This is a genomic window from Halomonas sp. M4R1S46 (assembly GCF_025725685.1).
GTDB lineage: Bacteria > Pseudomonadota > Gammaproteobacteria > Pseudomonadales > Halomonadaceae > Halomonas.
Genome location: NZ_CP107008.1, coordinates 2,783,173 through 2,800,592, shown reverse-complemented (window position 1 = coordinate 2,800,592; position 17,420 = coordinate 2,783,173). Strand labels below are relative to the sequence as shown.

General features: G+C 67.2%; 15 protein-coding genes. 11 read left to right on the top strand and 4 right to left on the bottom strand.

Annotated elements, in window-relative coordinates; genetic code table 11:
• Positions 1-94: 94 nt before the first annotated feature.
• The 4 genes from xsc to OCT48_RS13105 all read left to right on the top strand — a co-directional run bounded on the left by xsc (position 95) and on the right by OCT48_RS13105 (position 5,308).
• The gene (gene xsc / locus OCT48_RS13120) at positions 95-1,915 is read left to right on the top strand and encodes a sulfoacetaldehyde acetyltransferase (RefSeq protein ID WP_263589578.1); all 1,821 of its coding nucleotides are present in this window, start codon (positions 95-97) and stop codon (positions 1,913-1,915) included.
• Positions 1,916-2,150: 235 nt separating this feature from the next.
• Positions 2,151-3,287 (top strand): glycine oxidase ThiO, encoded by a 1,137-nt coding sequence (gene thiO / locus OCT48_RS13115; protein ID WP_263589577.1) that lies wholly within the window; start codon positions 2,151-2,153, stop codon positions 3,285-3,287.
• Positions 3,288-3,439: 152 nt separating this feature from the next.
• Complete coding sequence (locus OCT48_RS13110; RefSeq protein WP_263589576.1) at positions 3,440-3,823, top strand: nuclear transport factor 2 family protein; 384 nt, start codon at positions 3,440-3,442, stop codon at positions 3,821-3,823.
• Between the two features lie 45 nt (positions 3,824-3,868).
• Positions 3,869-5,308, top strand: coding sequence for an NAD(P)/FAD-dependent oxidoreductase (locus OCT48_RS13105; protein ID WP_263589575.1), 1,440 nt, complete (start codon positions 3,869-3,871; stop codon positions 5,306-5,308).
• 78 nt (positions 5,309-5,386) lie between these two features.
• Here OCT48_RS13105 and OCT48_RS13100 read toward each other — a convergent pair whose 3' ends face one another.
• Positions 5,387-6,859: a PLP-dependent aminotransferase family protein gene (locus OCT48_RS13100; protein WP_263589574.1), complete on the bottom strand. Its 1,473-nt coding sequence runs from the start codon at positions 6,857-6,859 to the stop codon at positions 5,387-5,389.
• Between the two features lie 399 nt (positions 6,860-7,258).
• Between OCT48_RS13100 and OCT48_RS13095 the strand changes: the two genes are divergently transcribed.
• From OCT48_RS13095 to OCT48_RS13065, 7 genes are all read left to right on the top strand, one after another.
• Positions 7,259-8,272, top strand: a complete 1,014-nt coding sequence (locus tag OCT48_RS13095; protein ID WP_263589573.1) for a TRAP transporter substrate-binding protein — start codon at positions 7,259-7,261, stop codon at positions 8,270-8,272.
• 95 nt (positions 8,273-8,367) lie between these two features.
• Positions 8,368-8,931 (top strand): TRAP transporter small permease, encoded by a 564-nt coding sequence (locus OCT48_RS13090; protein ID WP_263589572.1) that lies wholly within the window; start codon positions 8,368-8,370, stop codon positions 8,929-8,931.
• Positions 8,932-8,933: 2 nt separating this feature from the next.
• The gene (locus OCT48_RS13085) at positions 8,934-10,274 is read left to right on the top strand and encodes a TRAP transporter large permease (protein ID WP_263589571.1); all 1,341 of its coding nucleotides are present in this window, start codon (positions 8,934-8,936) and stop codon (positions 10,272-10,274) included.
• 62 nt (positions 10,275-10,336) lie between these two features.
• Positions 10,337-10,828, top strand: coding sequence for a universal stress protein (locus tag OCT48_RS13080; protein ID WP_263589570.1), 492 nt, complete (start codon positions 10,337-10,339; stop codon positions 10,826-10,828).
• Positions 10,829-11,129: 301 nt separating this feature from the next.
• Complete coding sequence (locus OCT48_RS13075) at positions 11,130-12,200, top strand: YeiH family protein (RefSeq protein WP_263589569.1); 1,071 nt, start codon at positions 11,130-11,132, stop codon at positions 12,198-12,200.
• 2 nt (positions 12,201-12,202) lie between these two features.
• Positions 12,203-12,403 carry a sulfur carrier protein ThiS gene (gene thiS / locus OCT48_RS13070; protein WP_412031049.1) on the top strand — a complete coding sequence of 67 codons (201 nt, stop codon included), beginning with the start codon at positions 12,203-12,205 and terminating at the stop codon, positions 12,401-12,403.
• Between the two features lie 25 nt (positions 12,404-12,428).
• Positions 12,429-13,220: a thiazole synthase gene (locus OCT48_RS13065; RefSeq protein ID WP_263589567.1), complete on the top strand. Its 792-nt coding sequence runs from the start codon at positions 12,429-12,431 to the stop codon at positions 13,218-13,220.
• Between the two features lie 47 nt (positions 13,221-13,267).
• Here the strand turns inward: OCT48_RS13065 and OCT48_RS13060 are convergent, their stop codons facing one another.
• The 3 genes from OCT48_RS13060 to OCT48_RS13050 all read right to left on the bottom strand — a co-directional run bounded on the left by OCT48_RS13060 (position 13,268) and on the right by OCT48_RS13050 (position 17,331).
• On the bottom strand, positions 13,268-13,870 hold the full coding sequence (locus OCT48_RS13060; RefSeq protein WP_263589566.1) for a class I SAM-dependent methyltransferase: 603 nt from the start codon (positions 13,868-13,870) through the stop codon (positions 13,268-13,270).
• A gap of 114 nt (positions 13,871-13,984) precedes the next feature.
• Positions 13,985-16,150, bottom strand: a complete 2,166-nt coding sequence (pta, locus tag OCT48_RS13055) for a phosphate acetyltransferase (protein WP_263589565.1) — start codon at positions 16,148-16,150, stop codon at positions 13,985-13,987.
• The gene (locus tag OCT48_RS13050) at positions 16,147-17,331 is read right to left on the bottom strand and encodes an acetate/propionate family kinase (protein ID WP_263589564.1); all 1,185 of its coding nucleotides are present in this window, start codon (positions 17,329-17,331) and stop codon (positions 16,147-16,149) included. Before OCT48_RS13050 ends, pta begins: the two co-directional genes overlap by 4 nt.
• Between the last annotated feature and the right edge of the window lie 89 nt (positions 17,332-17,420).

Below are 17,420 nucleotides of genomic sequence, written 5' to 3'. Positions count from 1 at the left end.
GGTCGTGTGGAGGAGGGCCTAGAGTCATCTGTATTCCGAAAACCGGAATGATAAGTTCCGTATAAAATCACCAATAATGGCTCGGAGGACTCCCATGAGCACCGACAACACCGCAGACACCCGCCAGGTCGTGCAGGGCAAGCAGACCATGACGCCCTCCGAGGCCTTCGTGGAGACCCTGGTCGCCAACGGCGTCACCGACATGTTCGGCATCATGGGCTCGGCCTTCATGGACGCCATGGACATCTTCGCGCCGGCCGGCATCCGCTTGATCCCGGTGGTCCACGAGCAGGGCGCGGCGCACATGGCCGACGGCTATGCGCGGGTCTCCGGCCGCCACGGCACGGTGATCGGCCAGAACGGCCCGGGGATCTCCAACTGCGTGACCGGCATCGCCGCGGCCTACTGGGCGCACAGCCCGGTGGTCATCGTCACCCCCGAGGCGGGCACCACCGGCATCGGCCTGGGCGGCTTCCAGGAGTGCCACCAGTTGCCGATGTTCCAGGAGTTCACCAAGTACCAGGGTCACGTGACCCACCCGGCGCGGATGGCCGAGTACACCGGGCGCTGCTTCGACCGGGCGATGTCGGAGATGGGCCCGACCCAGCTGAACATCCCGCGGGACTACTTCTACGGCGAGATCGAGGCGGAGATTCCCCAGCCGGCGCGGCTGGACCGCGGCCCGGGCGGCACCCGCACCCTCAACGAGGCCGCCGAGCTCCTGGCCGAGGCCGAGTTCCCGGTGATCGTCTCCGGCGGCGGGGTGGTGATGGCCGACGGCGTTGGCGCCTGCCAGGCGCTGGCCGAGCGGCTGGGTGCGCCGGTGGTCAACAGCTACCAGCACAACGACTCCTTCCCGGCCAGCCACCCGCTGTGGTGCGGCCCGCTGGGCTACCAGGGCTCCAAGGCCGGCATGAAGCTGATCGCCCAGGCCGACGTGGTGGTGGCGCTGGGCACGCGGCTGGGGCCGTTCGGCACCCTGCCGCAGCACGGCCTGGACTACTGGCCGAAGAACGCCAAGATCATCCAGGTCGACGCCGATCACAAGATGCTGGGCCTGGTGAAGAAGATCGCGGTGGGCATCTGCGGCGACGCCCGGGAAGCCGCCGAGGCGATCACCGAGCGCCTGGCGGGTCGCGAGCTGGTCTGCGACGCCACCAAGGGAAGCCGCGCCGAGCGGATCGCCAGCGAGAAAGAGGCCTGGGAGCGCGAGCTCGACGAATGGACCCACGAGACCGACCCGTTCAGCCTCGACGCCATCGACGAGGCCGCCAGCGAGACGCCGTTCTCCGGCGGCGAGTACCTGCACCCGCGGCAGGTGCTGCGCGAGCTGGAGAAGGCCATGCCCGAGGACGTGATGGTCTCGACCGACATCGGCAACATCAACGCCGTGGCGCACAGCTACCTGCGTTTCGATCGGCCGCGCAGCTTCTTCGCGCCGATGAGCTTCGGCAACTGCGGCTATGCGCTGCCGACCATCATCGGCGCCAAGGTGGCCGCGCCGGAGCGCCCGGCGATCGCCTATGCCGGCGACGGCGCCTGGGGCATGAGCCTGATGGAGACCATGACGGCGGTGCGCCACGACATCCCGGTGACGGCGGTGGTGTTCCACAACCGCCAGTGGGGCGCGGAGAAGAAGAACCAGGTGGAGTTCTACAACCGCCGCTTCGTGGCCGGCGAGCTGGACAACCAGAGCTTCGCCGAGATCGGTCGGGCGATGGGCGCCGAGGGCATCACCGTGGACCGCCTGGAGGACGTGGGTCCGGCGCTGAAGAAGGCGGTGGACCTGCAGATGAACGAGGGCAAGACCTGCATCCTCGAGATCATGTGCACCCGCGAGCTGGGCGACCCCTTCCGTCGTGATGCGCTGAAGACGCCGGTGCGCCTGCTGGAGAAGTACCAGGACTACGTCTGAAAATTGACTGCGCTCGGCCATACGGCGTTAAAAATCAGCTCAAGATACTCATTTACACCCACGTAAACTCCGTTCTTTCGCTGATTTTTGCCTTGTCTGGCCTTCGCTCGTCGAATTTTCAGTCTGCATACGTGCTGTCCGACGGCCCCGGCCGTCTGGCGATCTGTCGCCGGGCCGGGGCTTTTTTGTGACCGGGGCATTACTCCCCACAACGACGATTTCGAGGAGGCGATCCATGAAGGACTTTCTGATCATCGGTGGCGGCGTCATCGGCATGATGACCGCCTGGCAACTGGCCGAGGCCGGCCACGAGGTGACCCTGCTCGAGCGGGGGCCCTGCGGCGGCGAGGCCTCCTGGGCCGGGGGCGGCATCGTCTCGCCGCTCTACCCCTGGCGTCATCCGGCCCCCATCTCGAAGCTGGCGAGCTGGTCGGAAGGCCGCTATCCCCACCTGACGGCACACCTGGCCGCGGTCACCGGCATCGATCCGGAGTTTCGCCAACAGGGGCTGCTCTATCTCGACCTGGAGGATGAGGCCAGTGCCATGGCGTGGTCGAGCCGCGTCGACAAGCCGCTGAGCCGGATCGATGCCTATGCCGTCTATGCCCGGGAGCCGTGTCTCGTCGATGGTCTCGAGGGCGGGCTGTGGATGCCGACCCTGGGCAGCCTGCGCAACCCCCGGCTGGGCCAGGCACTGCGTGCCAGGCTGCAGGCCTTGCCCCGCGTCACCGTGCACGAGCATTGCCGGGTCGATCGCCTGGTGGTCGAGCGTGGTCGGGTCGGCGGCGTCGAGACCGCCGCCGGACGGTTCACGGCGGGTCGCGTGATCCTGTGCGGCGGGGCCTGGACGGCCCGGCTGCTGGCGCCCCTGGGGATCCCTCTGCCGGTACGGCCGGTGAAGGGGCAGATGATGGTGTTCAGGACCCCGACCGTCACCGGCAGCCGGCAGTGGCTCGAGCGGGTGGTGTTGCGCGGCGGGCGCTACCTGATTCCCCGCGCCGACGGGCGCGTGCTGGTGGGCTCGACCCTGGAGGAGGCCGGCTTCGACAAGACCCCGACCGTGGAGGCCCGCGAGTCGCTGCATGCCAGCGCGGTGTCCATCCTGCCGGCCCTGGCCGAGTGCGAGATCGAGCATCACTGGTCGGGCCTGCGGCCGGGAGCGCCCGAGGGCCTGCCCTTTATCGGCGAGATCCCCGGCGTGGCGGGGCTCTTCGTCAACGCCGGCCACTACCGCAACGGCCTGGTGCTGGCGCCGGCCGCCACCCGGCTGCTGGTCGACGAGCTGCTGGGGCGCACGCCGATCCTCGACTCGGCCCCCTTCCAACCGGCCGCGCGACTCGCCTCCCAGTCGCCGCTGGCCGCGACCGGCTGAGCCGGGTCGCAACCCTGGTCCAATATCCCGCCGGCAACTGGCGCTAATGCCGGGCCGGCGGGGGCAGTAGGCTCGTTAGCGATGGGGGGCGAGCCCCGCCGCCCCCCTCCGCTTCGCTTTACCTCACAACGACCATTACTCAGGAGATCGAGATGAGCCAACCCGACACCGCCTTTCTCGAGGCCTTCAGCGACGCCCTGAACCGTCATGACATCGATGCCGTCATGGAGATGATGACCGAGGACTGCGTGTTCCATGCCATTGCCGGTCCGGACCTGCAGGGCAAGAGCTTCGTGGGACAGGCGGAGGTGCGTCAGGGCCTCGAGAACGCCTGGAAGACCGCGCCCGATGCCAGTTGGGTCGACGCCGAGCACCACGTGATCGGCGACAAGGGCTTCACCGAGTCCACCTACACGGGCACTACCACCGACGGCGTACGCAGCGAGGCCCGCATGATCGATGCGTTCACCTTCCGCGACGGCAAGATCGCGGTGAAGAACGCCTTCCGCAAGAACCGTCCGCCCGTCAACGCCTGAGCCGGCGAGGACGAACCACGGCATCCGACTGCGAGGAGTCCGATCATGGAGACAACAATGCCGAACGCCGAGGCGGCGACGCAGCAGGCGACCGCTCCCGCCCAGCCGTACGATCCGGCCTATGATCCGCTCAAGAGTGCGACCCCGGGAGCGGGACGCGACTATGCGCCCACCTACTGGATCGGCACGGCCGGCGAGCCCCCGGCGGACGACGGCCCGATCACGCAGGATACGGATGCCGATGTGGTGATCATCGGTTCCGGCTTCACCGGCCTGACCGCCGCCATCTTCCTGGCCCAGGAATACGGCATCAAGGCCACGGTGCTCGAGGCCAATCGCACCAGCTGGGGCTGTTCGACCCGTAACGGCGGGCAGGCCCAGTGTGCCTCGGGACGTCTCAAGCGCTCCCAGTGGATCCAGCGTTATGGCCTGGAGACCGCCCTGAAGCTCCATCGCGAGTGCCTGGATGGCATGGCGACCTTCAAGGAGTTGATCGCCGATATCGATTGCGACCCCCAGCCAGGCGGTCATCTCTACGTGGCCCATCGCGACAAGGTGATGCCGGTACTCGAGAAGGAGGCGAAGCTGCTGCGCGAAACCTTCGACTACGATGCCCGGATCCTGGATGCGGACACGGTCAAGCGCGACTGGATCGGTGACCAGGAAGCGGCCGGCGCCATGCACGAGCCGGAAGGGATCGGCATCCACGCCGGCAAGCTCGCCTTCGGCTATCTGAAGAAGGCCCGGGCGCTGGGGGTGAAGATCCATCCGGCCAGCCCCGTCCAGGGCTTCGAGACCCGGGGCGGCGTGCATTACCTGAAGACCCCCGGTGGGGTGGTCAAGGCGCGCGCGGTGGGTATCGCCACCGGCGGCTACACCTCCCAGAGCCTGCATCGCGAGCTCAAGAACCGCCTGCTGCCGATCCTGTCGAACTCCATCGTCACGCGCCGGCTGACCGATGAGGAGATCGCGGCCTGCAACATGCGCACCCATCAGGTGATCACCGATACTCGGGTACTGCGCCATTATTATCGGCTGCTGCCGGACAATCGGCTGCAGATCGGCAGTCGCAGTGCCATTACCGGCCGTGACGCGCCGCAGCAGAAGTATGAGAACGCGCTGGTCGGCAACATGCACCGCAAGTTCCCGGCGCTCGAGGGCATCGAGATCGACTACTCCTGGTGGGGCTGGGTGGATGTCAGCCACGACATGATGCCGCGCATCCATCAGCCTGATGTCAAGGAGACGGTCTACTACGCCCTCGGCTACGGCGGCAACGGGGTCATGTACTCCGCCCAGGCCGGCCGGCGCCTGGCGCAGTGGATCGCCGGCCACGGCCAGGCGCTGGATCTGCCGATCTTCACCTCCAAGCTGCCCTTCCCCAACGTCCGCGAGATGGTCGAGTCCCAGGCCTTCGCCCCCTTCCGGCGTTTCGGCCAGCGTTTCCTGTATCGCTGGTACTATCTGAAAGACGAGGTGCTCTAAGCCGCTTCTCCCGAAATCTTCCGCCTGAAGCCGCCCTCGAGGCGGCTTCGTTGTTGAGGGAGGGTGAGGCGGCGGCGCTCAGGACGTGCCGATCGCCTGGGGCACCAGCGCCGCCAGACGCTCGATCCCCGGTTCGATGCGCGACTCGGCGATCGCCGAGAACCCCAGCCGGAAGTACTCGAGGCGAGGGGCGTCGAAGAAGTGGATGTCACCGCACTCGATCAGGATGCTCTGCTCGGCCGCGAGGCGGCGGAACTCATGGCAGTCGAGCCCGTCGGGACCCTTCACCCAGAAGCAGGAGCCCCCGTAGGTGGAGGGTACCGAAGCATGGGGCATGTGCCGGGCCAGGGCCTCGCTCATGCGTTGCCAGCGGCTGTGGAAGACCTGGTGGATCTGCCGCAGGAGGGCATCGTGATAGCCGCGATCGAGGAACAGGGCCACGGCGCGCTGGTTGTTGGTCGGCGGGTGTCGCAGCATCAGGCGCCGCAGTGCCCGAGCCTCGCGGATCAGCGCCGGGGGGCCGACCATGTAGCCCAGGCGCAGACCGGGGGCCAGGGTCTTGGAGAGACTGCCCACGTAGATCACCCGATTGTGGCGGTCCAGACTCTTCAGGGCCGGGGTGGGGTTGTCCAGGTAGTTGGTCTCGCTCTCGTAGTCATCCTCGATGATCAGGAAGTTGTCGGTCTCTGCCATGTCGAGCAGTTGCCGGCGACGCTCCAGGGGCATGGTGACCGTGGTCGGCGCCTGATGGCTCGGCGTGACATAGAGCAGCTGGCAATCGGCGATGTCGTCTTCCAGGCGCATGCCTTGCTCGTCCACCGGCAGCAGGCGGATGTCGTCGGTAAAGGTGCGGGCGATGTTGTACATGTCCACGTAGCCGGGGTTTTCCATGCCGAACCGCCGGCCGGCCTTGAGCAGCAGCATGCAGGTGATCCATAGCGCCTGCTGGGCGCCCACCGTGACCAGGATCTCCTCGGGGGCGGCCCAGACGCCGCGGCGGGGGAGCAACCGCTGGTGAATCTGCTCGATGAGCAGGGGATCGTCGTCGTTGAGATGGTCGACCGCCCAGCTGCGAATGGCCGGCACGCTCATCGAATCCCGGCTGCATTCCCGCCAGTGCTGAGTCGGAAACAGCTCGGGGTCGATCTGGCCGTAGAGGAACGGGTAGTCGTAGCGATACCAGTCGCTGGGCTTGCTGATGGTGGCCTGCCGCGACGGGTGCATGGTGAGCAGCTCTTCCCAGGGCAGGCGCTCGGCATCGATATCGTTCAGGCGCACGGGCTTCTCGGCACGCCCCTCGAGGATCTCGGGATTGACGAAGTAGCCGCTGCGTTTCTTGGCGATCAGGTAGCCGTCATCGAGGAGTTGCTCGTAGGCCAGCATCACCGTGTTCCGTGCCACATGCAGTTCCTTGGCCAGCTTGCGGCTGGAGGGCAGCGCCTCGTCCAGGGGAAGATGGCCGTCGAGGATGGCGCGAGCGATCTGCTCGCGCAGTTGTCGCTGGAGGCTTTCCGGCCGATCGGGGTCGAGGTGGAAGAGAAGCTGGCTCATTGAAATTGTGTCTCGCCACGGCTGATGAATCGGCAATCCCCGAGTATGCCATACCCCAGCGGGCATGGGCCTGGAGCGCTGCACCAGACGGGGTCCCGCCGGCCGGCTGCGCACTCTTCCTGGGCTGGACCAATCGACGGTGTCCCACTGGTTCTAGTGGCACGACAGGCGAGTGCGTAGAACATGATAATCAGGATATGGCGAACTGCACGTATCCCGATGATCGGCGAGGAGAGCGCCCGGAGGTCGCGACACAGGCGACAGTACCAGGATGGCACCTCCGGGCTTGCCGCGGTGACTCACCTCGGACAGTCTTTCCAGGCTCACCGGTCATCCAGGAAGGCGTCGCATCACGCTTCCCTCCTGTCTTTCCGACAATAACAAGGTTTGGAGATCACAATGCGTATCCAGAAACTGATCATCCCCATGGCAGTATCCGCCGCAAGCCTGGCCCTGAGCGGTAACGTCATGGCCGAGACCTGGAAGATGGCCCTGGGCGATGCCGCCGGGGGCACCCAGTACGAGCTGGGCACGGCCTTTGCCGATCTCGTCGAGGAGAAGACCGAGGGTGAGGTCACCATCGACCTGTTTCCCAACGGCCAGCTCGGCAGCGAGCAGGACACCGTCAACAATGCCAGTATGGGGCTGCTGGACCTTTCGGTTCTGGCCATCAACAACATCACCCCCTTCTCGCCGACCGTGGGCGTGATGACCTTGCCCTACGTGATCCAGGGGCCCGAGGATGCACGCATCCTGACCCAGGGGGACATCGGGGAGGAGCTGACCCAGAACACCATCCGCGATGCCGGCGTGCGCATCCTGGGCTGGGCCTATTCCGGCTGTCGTCGCCTGACGAACTCCGCCAAGCCGGTGGCGACGCCCGCCGACCTCGAGGGCCTGGTGATCCGGGTACCCAAGAACGAGATCATGATCTCCGCCTATCAGGCCTGGGGCGTGAATCCCAACCCGCTGGCCTGGTCCGAGACCTTCACCGCCCTGCAGCAGGGAGTGGTCGATGGCCAGGACAACCCCTACATCACCATCGATGCGATGAAGTTCTACGAGGTTCAGGACTACGTCACCGATAGCTGCTACGTGTTCTCGCTGGAGCCGCTGATCATCAGCGAGGGCAAGTTCCAGAGCTTGAGTCCCGAGATGCAGGACGTGGTGCTGGAAGCCGGCCAGGAAGCCACCGACCACAGCTACGAGTACCTGCTCGAGACCGAGGCCTCCATCAAGGAGCGTCTGGTGGAGGAGCATGGCATGGAGATTACCCAGCCCGCCAACGACGAGCGGCAATGGATCGAACTGGCGACCGGTATCTGGCCCGAGTTCTACGACAGCATCGGCGGCAAGGAGAAGCTCGACGAGGTGCTCGCCGCCCTGGGCCGCGATCCCGCGCCAGCAGAGTGACCCCCGCCATCACGGCATGCAGCGACTCCCGCATCGGCCTTGGGGCCGATGCGGGGAGGTGCCCACCGGGAGCCGATCGTCAAGGGGCCAGCCTCATGAAACAGCTACTCTTCAAGATCATCGACAACCTGGAGGGCGTCATCTGTCAGCTTCTCCTGGTATCCTTCGTCGTCCTGTTGTTCGCCCAGATCGTGCTCAGGAACCTGTTCAGTTACTCACTTCCCTGGGGCGACGAGCTGGCGACCTATGCCTTCGTATGGTTTGCCTACTTAGGGGCGGTCTATGCCACCAAGATGTCGGCCCATAACCGGGTCACCTTCCAGTTCAAGTTCTTTCCCCGGTGGGTCGAGACGTTCTGTGCCGTGCTCACCGACCTGATCTGGATCGGCTTCAATGCCGTCTTCATCTACCTGAGCTACGACTTCGTCTTCAACAAGATGAACCTCTTCTGGAAGTCCCAGACCCTGGGGGTTCCGATGAAGTATTTCTACCTGATCCTGCCCATTGCCTTTATCGCCATGACGCTGCGTATCCTCCAGAACAACTACCTCAAGTTCGTCAAGAAGGTGGATCTTGTCGACCCCGAGTCCCGGGAAGTCGAGCAACTAAAGCACCATGACGACGCGACGGGTGATGGCCCGAAACCGCGGGAGAAATGAGTATGGATCCCACGATCGTCTACATCCTGTTTGGCGCCTTCTTCCTGTTGTTGATCCTCGGGGCGCCGATCACCGTTTCGCTGGGGGTGGCGGCACTGGCCACCTACCTTAGCTTGGGCGAAAATCCCATGGCGTTCGTGCAGATCGCCTTCACCTCGGTGGGATCCTTCCCGTTGATGGCCCTGCCGGCATTCATCCTCGCCGGGGCGCTGATGGAAGCCGCCGGTATCTCCAAGCGCCTGGTCGATATCGCCGAAGCCTTTGCCGGTCCCGTCACTGGTGGCCTCGCCGCGGCGACGGTGTTCGCCTGCATGTTCTTCGGAGCGATCTCCGGCTCCGGGCCGGCGACCACCGCGGCGGTGGGCATGCTGATGATCCCGGCCATGGCCAACCGTGGCTATGACCGCGGCTATGGCTCTGCCATCACCGCCTCCTCGGGCGGGCTCGGGGTGGTGATCCCGCCCTCGATCCCGATGGTGATCTTCGGCATCTCCGGCATGGGGTTGCAGCCGCCACCGGAGGCCGTGGCCGAGCACGGGGCCTTCCAGACACTGTCGATCCCCAAGCTGTTCATCGCCGGCATCATGCCGGGGGTGGTGATCGCCGGCTGCCTGCTGACCATCAACTACCTCATCTCGCGCAAGCGCGGCTATCGGGGCCTGACCGACCACTGGTCCTTCCCGCAGATCCGCGGGACCCTGCGCAAGGGCATCTGGTCGATGTTGGCGCCACTGATTATTCTCGGCGGCATCTACAGCGGGCTGTTCACGCCTACCGAGTCGGCCATCGTGGCAATCTTCTACACGCTGATCGTGGGTATCTTCCTGCACAAGGAGCTGGCCTGGACGCCGGCCCTGCGGACGCTGGAGACCACCACCTGGATCACCGGTCGGGTGCTGCTGATCCTGTTCACGGCCACCGTGTTCGGGCGCCTGCTGGTGGAACAGCGGGTTCCCGCCTATATCGCCGAGGTGATGCTGGGGGTCACCGACAACACCTACGCCATCTGGGCGATGATCATCTTCTTCCTGCTGTTCGTGGGCATGTTCATGGAGACCCTGGCGGCGATCATGATCCTCACGCCGGTACTGCTGCCGATCATGTACATGCTGGGCATGGACCCGGTGCACGTGGGCATCGTGGTGGTCTGCGCCCTGGCCATCGGCTTCCAGACGCCACCGCTCGGGGAGAACCTGTTCGTGGCCTCGGGGATCGGCGGCTCCTCGATCGAGGAGATCTCGTTGAAGGCGCTGCCCTTCGCTGCCGGCTCCATCGTGGCGCTGTTCATCATCGCCTACTTCCCCCAGATCTCGCTCTGGTTACCCAGCGTGATGGGCTACTAGCCGCTATCCGTTGCTGATACCGGCGCGGTGTCTCCCGATGCCGCGCCGATGGAGGAGGAATCATGAGTCATGGTATCCGTCGTATCCTGTGCGGCGTGGGGCTGAGAGGCGACTGCGACCTGGTGCTGACCCAGGCAGTGGGCCTGGCGTTGGCCACCGGTGCCGAGCTTCACGTCCTGCACGCGGTCAAGTCCCTGTCCGATGACGTGGTGAATACCCTCAAGGTCAATATCCGCGATCGGAAGATGCTCGAGATCCTGATGGCGCAACGCCTCGATCAGGCTCGCGAGGAGCTCGACCAGCGGATCGACACCTTCTGGACCCGTCATGCCGAGCTTCGCGAGGCCTTCGGTGATCGGGATGTGACGCGCAGCGTGCTGGAGGGCTATCCGGCCTCGGTGATCACCCATTTCGCCACGCGTTCCGGCAGCGACATGATCGTGATGGCGGCCAACAAGCGCAGCTTCACGGCCACCTACGCCGGCAAGATCACCAAGGGGGTGATCAAGCGGGCCAGGGTGCCGGTGGTGGTGGTGCCGACCCGCTCCGACTAGGCGACGTCGCCTTGACCCAACCTGTCCGATGACTCGCCCGGCCCCGTGCCGGGCGAGTCGCGTTCGGGCGCCGGGAACCGGCGGTTGGCCTCACCTCTCGCCGGGAACTGGTCCTAACTCCGTGACCTGGCGCCATGCACCATGGGGCGGTGTCATCTCGAGGCGCCTCGCCGGGGGCTCGAGGTGACATCCAGGGCCCCCAGCCCCGGGTTGCGACACCGGGGGCCCCATTCCAATAACGAAGGGCCGTGTCAACCGTCGAGGGAGTCGACGGCCGGCCCCTGGCTTGAAAGGTGGTGATATGACGCGTCGAGACACCGGTGGTACCACCGAAATGTCGACTGCAGAGAACAACAAGCGGGCCCTGCCCCGCAGCCTGGAGCCCTTCCAACGCATCATGCCGGGGCTGATGATCTGCATCACCATCGCTCTGGCGACGACCTTCATCGCCGATCACTACGGCGGGCCGACGCTGCTCTATGCACTGCTGTTCGGCATGACCCTGCATTTCCTGTCCGAGGAGGGACGCTGCCTGGCCGGGGTGGAGTTCGCGGCCAAGCGGGTGCTGCGCCTGGGGGTCGCCCTGCTGGGCGTGCGCATCACCATCGAGCAGGTCGCCGAACTCGGCATCGGGCCGGTGCTGACCGTGGTCTGCGGCGTGATGCTGACCATTGTCATGGGCGCCGTGCTGGCGCGCCTGTTGGGGCTCGACCGGGACATGGGGCTGCTCACGGGCGGGTCGGTGGCCATCTGTGGCGCCTCGGCGGCGCTGGCCCTGTCGGCGGTGATGCCACGCCATTCTACCCATGAGCGCAACACCATCATGACAGTGGTGGGCGTGACCACCCTGTCCACCATGGCCATGGTGACCTATCCGCTGATCGTCGGGGTGCTGGGGCTGAGCGACACCGATGCGGGCATCTTCCTCGGCGGCACCATCCATGACGTGGCCCAGGTGGTCGGCGCCGGCTACATGATCTCCGAGGGCACCGGCGACGTCTCCACCTTCGTCAAGCTGCTGCGGGTGGCTATGTTGGTGCCGGCGGTGATGGTGTTCATGTTCCTGTTCCGGCGTGATCGCTGCGACGAGGACGGCGGCGGCAAGGTGCCGATGCTGCCGGGCTTCCTGGTCGCCTTCGTCGCCCTGGTGATCGTCAACAGCCTGGGCTGGATTCCGCCGATGGTCAGCGAGGGCTTCACCGACCTGTCGCGCTGGTGCCTGGTCACGGCCATCGCCGCCCTCGGCATCAAGACGTCCTTCCAGAAGCTGGCCGTGGTGGGCTGGAAGCCGGTGATCCTGATGGTGGCGGAGACCGTCTTCCTGCTCCTGCTGGTGCTGGCCTTCATCCACTTCGATCTGGCGAGCCTGTGATGATCAGGATCCACATCAACGGCGAGGAACGGACCACCGAGGCAGAAGGTACCCTGGCGCGCCTGCTCGAGGAGCTCGGCCTGGCCGGCTCGCGCATCGCCGTCGAGGTGAACGAGGAAGTGGTGCCCGCCAGCCGTCACGCCGATACCGTCCTCGCCGCGGGCGACCGCATCGAGATCGTGCATGCCATCGGCGGCGGATGAGTCCCGTTAAACGAGGAGCTCCCGGATGACAGATTCCGATCAATCGCTATGCATCGCCGGCCGCGAGTTCGCCTCGCGCCTGCTGGTCGGCACCGGCAAGTACCGCAACGCCGCGGAGACGGCGGCGGCACTCGAGGTCAGCGGCACCGAGGTGGTGACCTTTGCCGTGCGCCGCACCGATCTGGGCCAGGGTAACGACGAGTCGTCCCTGCTCGATGTGGTCCCGCCATCCCGCTATACGTTGCTGCCCAACACCGCGGGGTGCTATGACGCCCGGGCCGCCGTGCGTACCTGCCGGCTCGCCCGGGAGCTGCTTGACGGCCACAATCTGGTCAAGCTCGAGGTGCTGGGGGACGCGACCACTCTCTACCCCAACGTGGTCGAGACCCTCAAGGCCGCCGAGGCGCTGATAGCCGATGGCTTCGACGTCATGGCCTACACCAGCGACGATCCCATCGTTGCCCGCGAGCTCGAGGCGCTGGGATGCTGCGCCATCATGCCGCTGGGCTCGCTGATCGGCTCGGGATGCGGCATCCAGAACCCCCACAACATCCGGCTGATCATCGAGCGGGCCTCGGTGCCGGTGCTGATCGATGCCGGCATCGGCACCGCCTCGGAGGCCGCGCTGGCCATGGAACTGGGCTGCGACGCCGTGCTGATGAATTCCGCCATTGCCCATGCCCGGGACCCGGTGGCCATGGCCAGGGCGATGCGTGCCGCGGTCCTGGCCGGGCGCGGCGCCTACCTGGCCGGGCGCATGCCGCGCCGGGGGCAGGCCGAGCCTTCCACGCCCATGGCGGGTCGCATTCGGGGCTGAAGCCGGCGCACCTCGCCAGGCGTCGGTGCGGGGAGTCGGTAAGCGCCTCAGGAGCGGCAGTAGTAGAGCTTCGCCGGGAGAACGTTGAGGAGCTCGAAATCGCACTCCACGTTGGAGAAGACGCGGCGTAGATCGGGCAGCACCCGGGAGGAGAACTGGTAGATCAACATGGCGCCCTGGGGCGCGAGCGCGTCCAGGCTGTTCCTGAGGACGGACTCGCGGCTCGTGGCCGACATGGTGCTGAAGGGGATGCCGGCCAGCACGTAGTCGGCGGTGGGCAGCCCCAGGCGTCTCAGTTCGGCCTGGACCGTCTCCGCGGAGCCGCGGACCACCCGGAGACGGGGGTCTGGCAGTGACTGCTGGAGGAAGTCGACGAACTCCTGGTTGGTTTCCAGCACCAGCAGAGTGCTCTCCGCCGGCATGCGTTGCAGGAGCTCCCGGGTGATGGTCCCGACTCCGGGCCCGTATTCGACGATGACCCGGGCATTCTGCCAGTCGATCCGCTCCAGCAGGCGGCGAACCAGATAGGGGGAGCTAGGGATGATCGAGCCCAGCATTCGTGGATGCTTGAAGAAGTTGCGTGCAAAGAGCGATAGCTGGGCGCGTCGCCCGTTGCCTGCCAAGGTCGTGGTCCGGTCTTGCGCGGTCATGGGCGAGCCTCCTGCTGCGAAATGGCGACCGATGCTTCCACTCTAGGTCGGCAGAGAGGAAGGAGGAAGGGCGCGCCACTCTCGTCTCGTCGGGCGCGGCCGGCGCCGGTGCGCTCAATCGCCCTGGCCGGCCTGGATGGCGGTCAGGGCGATGGTGTAGACGATGTCGTCGACCAGGGCCCCGCGGGAGAGGTCGTTCACCGGCTTGTCGAGCCCCTGCAGCATGGGGCCGACGCTGGTCACCCGGGCGCTGCGCTGGACCGCCTTGTAGGTGGTGTTGCCGGTATTGAGATCGGGGAACACGAACACCGTGGCGCGTCCGGCCACCGGGGAGCCCGGCGCCTTCTGTCGGCCGACGCTCTCGATGGCGGCGGCGTCGTACTGCAGGGGGCCGTCGATGGCGAGTTCCGGGGCCCGCTGCCGGGCCAGCTGGGTGGCCCGCCGTACCTTGTCGACATCGGCCCCGCGGCCGGACTCGCCGGTGGAGTAGCTGAGCATGGCGACCCGCGGCTCGATGCCGAAGGCGGCGGCGGAGCGCGCGCTCTGTACGGCGATCTCCGCCAGGGCCTCGGCGTCGGGGTCGGGATTCACCGCGCAGTCGCCGTAGACCACCACCTGGTCCGGCAGCAGCATGAAGAACACCGACGAGACCAGCGAATAGCCGGGGGCCATCTTGATCAGCTGGAAGGCGGGGCGGACGGTATTGGCGGTGGTGTGCACCGCGCCCGAGACCAGGCCGTCCACCTTGCCCTCGGCGAGCATCATGGTGCCCAGTACCACGTTGTCGTGGAGCTGCGCCTCCGCGGTCAGGGCGTTGAGCCGGCCCTGGCGGCGCGCCACCATCGGCTTGACGTAGCGCAGGCGGATGCGGTCCGGGTCGATGATCTCCAGCGTCTCGGGCAGCTCGAGGCCGCGCTGGCGGGCCACCTCGGCGATCGCCTCGCGCTTGCCCAGCAGCACGCAGTCGGCGATGCCGCGGCGCTGGCAGACGATGGCGGCCTCCAAGGTGCGTGGCTCGTCTCCCTCGGGCAGCACGATGCGCCGCCGGACCCGCTGCGCCATCTGTACCAGCCGGTGACGGAAGGCCGCCGGCGACAGCCGGTGGGGAAAGCCATGGCTCAGCGTCTGGCGGAGCCAGTCGAGGTCCAGGTGGTCGGCGACGAAGCGCGTCACCCGCTCGGCCCGCTCGGGATCGTCCTGGGGGATGTCGCGACTCATCTGGTCCAGTCGACGGGCCGTGGTATAGCTGTCGCTGTCCACGGCCAGCACCGGCAGGCCGGTCTGCAGGGCCGGGCGGCAGAAGTCGATCATCGCCGGCTCGGGCGGCTCGCCATGGGTCAGCAGGAGCCCGGCCAGGCGGGCCCCGTTCATGGTGGCCAATGCCGTCGCCAGCAGGGTGTCGTCGCGATCCCCGGAACTGACGATCAGCCGCCCCGACTGGAAGGCATGCAGGGAGTGCGCCGCACTGCGGGCGCACAGGCTGGTCCCCAGCACCCGGCGTGTCGCGGCCTCGCCCTCGTGGAGGAAGCGCGCGTCCAGGGCGCGGGCCACGTCCAGGATCCGCGGGGCACTCAGGGCGGCGTGATAGGGGACCGCCGCGATCAGCGGGGGCGTCTCGGCATCGAGGGTGGCCAGGCGCTCCCGCCAGGCCGCGAGGATGGCTTGTGCCCGGTGGGCCGAGGCCTCCGGGGGTTCGGCGGCGGCCTCCTGGGGCGGCAGCCGCATCAGCAGGCAACCCAGGGTGCGCCGCGTCTCGTCGCCGTCGAAGGCCTGGGCATGCATGTCCAGCCGCTCGGCCAGGGCCTGGGGATCGGCGGGGTCGCCATCGGTGACCAGCAGGATGCGGGCATCCAGGGCGTGGGCCAGCTGGGCGTTGAGCCGGGTGGCGTAGCTGCTGTGCAGGCTGGGGGCCAGCCCCTCCACCAGGATCAGTTCGGCCGGCTCGCCGTTCGCCGGGGCGGCCAGCTCGGCGTGGCGCTCCACGGCGTGCTCCATCAGCTCGTCGAGCCGATCCTCGCGCAGCAGCCGCTCCAGCGCCGGCTGGGGCAGTGGCAAGGGGGGCGTCAGCCCCAGGGTGCTGGCCACCAGGGCCGAGGAGCGGTCCGGCCCCTCCCCGTTGAGATCGTCCTGGCGGAAGGGCTTCATGAAGCCGGTGCGCAGGCCCAGGGTGTCCAGGGCCCGCAGCAGGCCGAGACAGGCCGAGGTCAGGCCAACGCCGGCGTCGGTGGGCACGACCAGCAGGGTCCGGGGCTCGGTGGCCGTGGCGTCGACAGGACTCATGGGCAGGGGATCTCCAGCAGGCAGCGCGTTTCCTCGGCGATATGCGCCTCCTCGTCGGTGGGGATCACCCACACCTGTGGCCGGGGGCCGCCGGCATCGATGCGCCCTTCCTCGCCCCCCACCGCGTGGGCATTGGCCGTCGCTGAGAGGCGCAGCCCGAAGTGCGGCAGCTGGTCGATCACCCGGGCGCGGATGGCGGCGGCATTCTCGCCGATGCCGCCGGTGAAGACGATGCCGTCCAGGCGGGGCAGGGCGCAGGACAGGCCCGCCAGGGACTTGGCGAGCCGGTAGCAGAACACCTCGATGGCCAGGGTGGCGCCGGCGTGGTGCTCCGCCGCGGCCTGCTCGAGGCGGCGCATGTCGTTGGACAGCCCGGACAGGCCCAGCAGGCCGCTCTCCTTGTTGAGCAGGGTGTCGATGCGTTCCAGCGACCAACCCAGCCGGCGGGACAGGTGGACATGCAGTCCCGGGTCGACATCGCCGCTGCGGGTGCCCATCACCAGGCCCTCGAGGGGCGTCAGGCCCATGCTGGTGTCGAGGCTCCGACCCTGCCAGACCGCACAGGTGGAGCAGCCATTGCCCAGGTGGGCGATCAGCCAGCCCCCATGGGGGCGATCGCTCAGGCGGTCGACACGGCGGCTGACATAGGCATGGCTGCTGCCGTGGAAGCCATAGCGGCGGATCCCCTGGTTGCGATAGAGGGCCTCGGGAAGGGCATAGCGATAGGCCCTGGGCGGCAGGCTCTGGTGAAAGGCGGTGTCGAACACCGCCACCTGGGGCAGCGACGGGAACAGCCGCCGCGTGGCGGCCACGCCCTCGAGGTTGGCGGGGTTGTGCAGCGGCGCCAGCTCGCTGATGGTCTCGAGGCGACGCAGCACCGCATCGTCCAGCAGGGTGGCGTCAGTGAAGCGCTCGCCGCCGTGGACGATGCGGTGGCCCACGCCGACTGGCGCCAGGCCCTCCAGCTGTTCCAGGATCGCCGACATGGCCTCGTGATGCCCGGCACCGTTCAGGGCGCGGGAAACGCGCTGTCCCCGCCGGTCGGTGCCCGTGAGGCGGGCATCCACGGCCCCCAGCCGTTCCACCAGGCCGGCTAGCCGAGACGCCTGGTGGGCGCTCGGAACCAGCGCGTACTTGATCGATGACGAACCGCAGTTGATCACCAGTACCGGGTCTTGCATGCCGCTTCCTGTGGTGTCCGGGGCCGCCCTGCCGGCGGGCGGCCGAGGTCTCGAATCTACCATGGGCCGGGGGTTCCCGCAGTGACCGT

What these genes read in the sequence shown, in the direction of transcription:
- pta (WP_263589565.1), bottom strand. Translation starts at nt 16,150, where the DNA reads ATGAGTCCTGTCGACGCCACGGCCACCGAGCCCCGGACCCTGCTGGTC.
- OCT48_RS13050 (WP_263589564.1), bottom strand. Translation starts at nt 17,331, where the DNA reads ATGCAAGACCCGGTACTGGTGATCAACTGCGGTTCGTCATCGATCAAG.
- OCT48_RS13110 (WP_263589576.1), top strand. Translation starts at nt 3,440, where the DNA reads ATGAGCCAACCCGACACCGCCTTTCTCGAGGCCTTCAGCGACGCCCTG.
- OCT48_RS13090 (WP_263589572.1), top strand. Translation starts at nt 8,368, where the DNA reads ATGAAACAGCTACTCTTCAAGATCATCGACAACCTGGAGGGCGTCATC.
- OCT48_RS13080 (WP_263589570.1), top strand. Translation starts at nt 10,337, where the DNA reads ATGAGTCATGGTATCCGTCGTATCCTGTGCGGCGTGGGGCTGAGAGGC.
- OCT48_RS13100 (WP_263589574.1), bottom strand. Translation starts at nt 6,859, where the DNA reads ATGAGCCAGCTTCTCTTCCACCTCGACCCCGATCGGCCGGAAAGCCTC.
- OCT48_RS13075 (WP_263589569.1), top strand. Translation starts at nt 11,130, where the DNA reads ATGACGCGTCGAGACACCGGTGGTACCACCGAAATGTCGACTGCAGAG.
- xsc (WP_263589578.1), top strand. Translation starts at nt 95, where the DNA reads ATGAGCACCGACAACACCGCAGACACCCGCCAGGTCGTGCAGGGCAAG.
- OCT48_RS13085 (WP_263589571.1), top strand. Translation starts at nt 8,934, where the DNA reads ATGGATCCCACGATCGTCTACATCCTGTTTGGCGCCTTCTTCCTGTTG.
- OCT48_RS13095 (WP_263589573.1), top strand. Translation starts at nt 7,259, where the DNA reads ATGCGTATCCAGAAACTGATCATCCCCATGGCAGTATCCGCCGCAAGC.
- OCT48_RS13105 (WP_263589575.1), top strand. Translation starts at nt 3,869, where the DNA reads ATGGAGACAACAATGCCGAACGCCGAGGCGGCGACGCAGCAGGCGACC.
- thiO (WP_263589577.1), top strand. Translation starts at nt 2,151, where the DNA reads ATGAAGGACTTTCTGATCATCGGTGGCGGCGTCATCGGCATGATGACC.
- OCT48_RS13065 (WP_263589567.1), top strand. Translation starts at nt 12,429, where the DNA reads ATGACAGATTCCGATCAATCGCTATGCATCGCCGGCCGCGAGTTCGCC.
- OCT48_RS13060 (WP_263589566.1), bottom strand. Translation starts at nt 13,870, where the DNA reads ATGACCGCGCAAGACCGGACCACGACCTTGGCAGGCAACGGGCGACGC.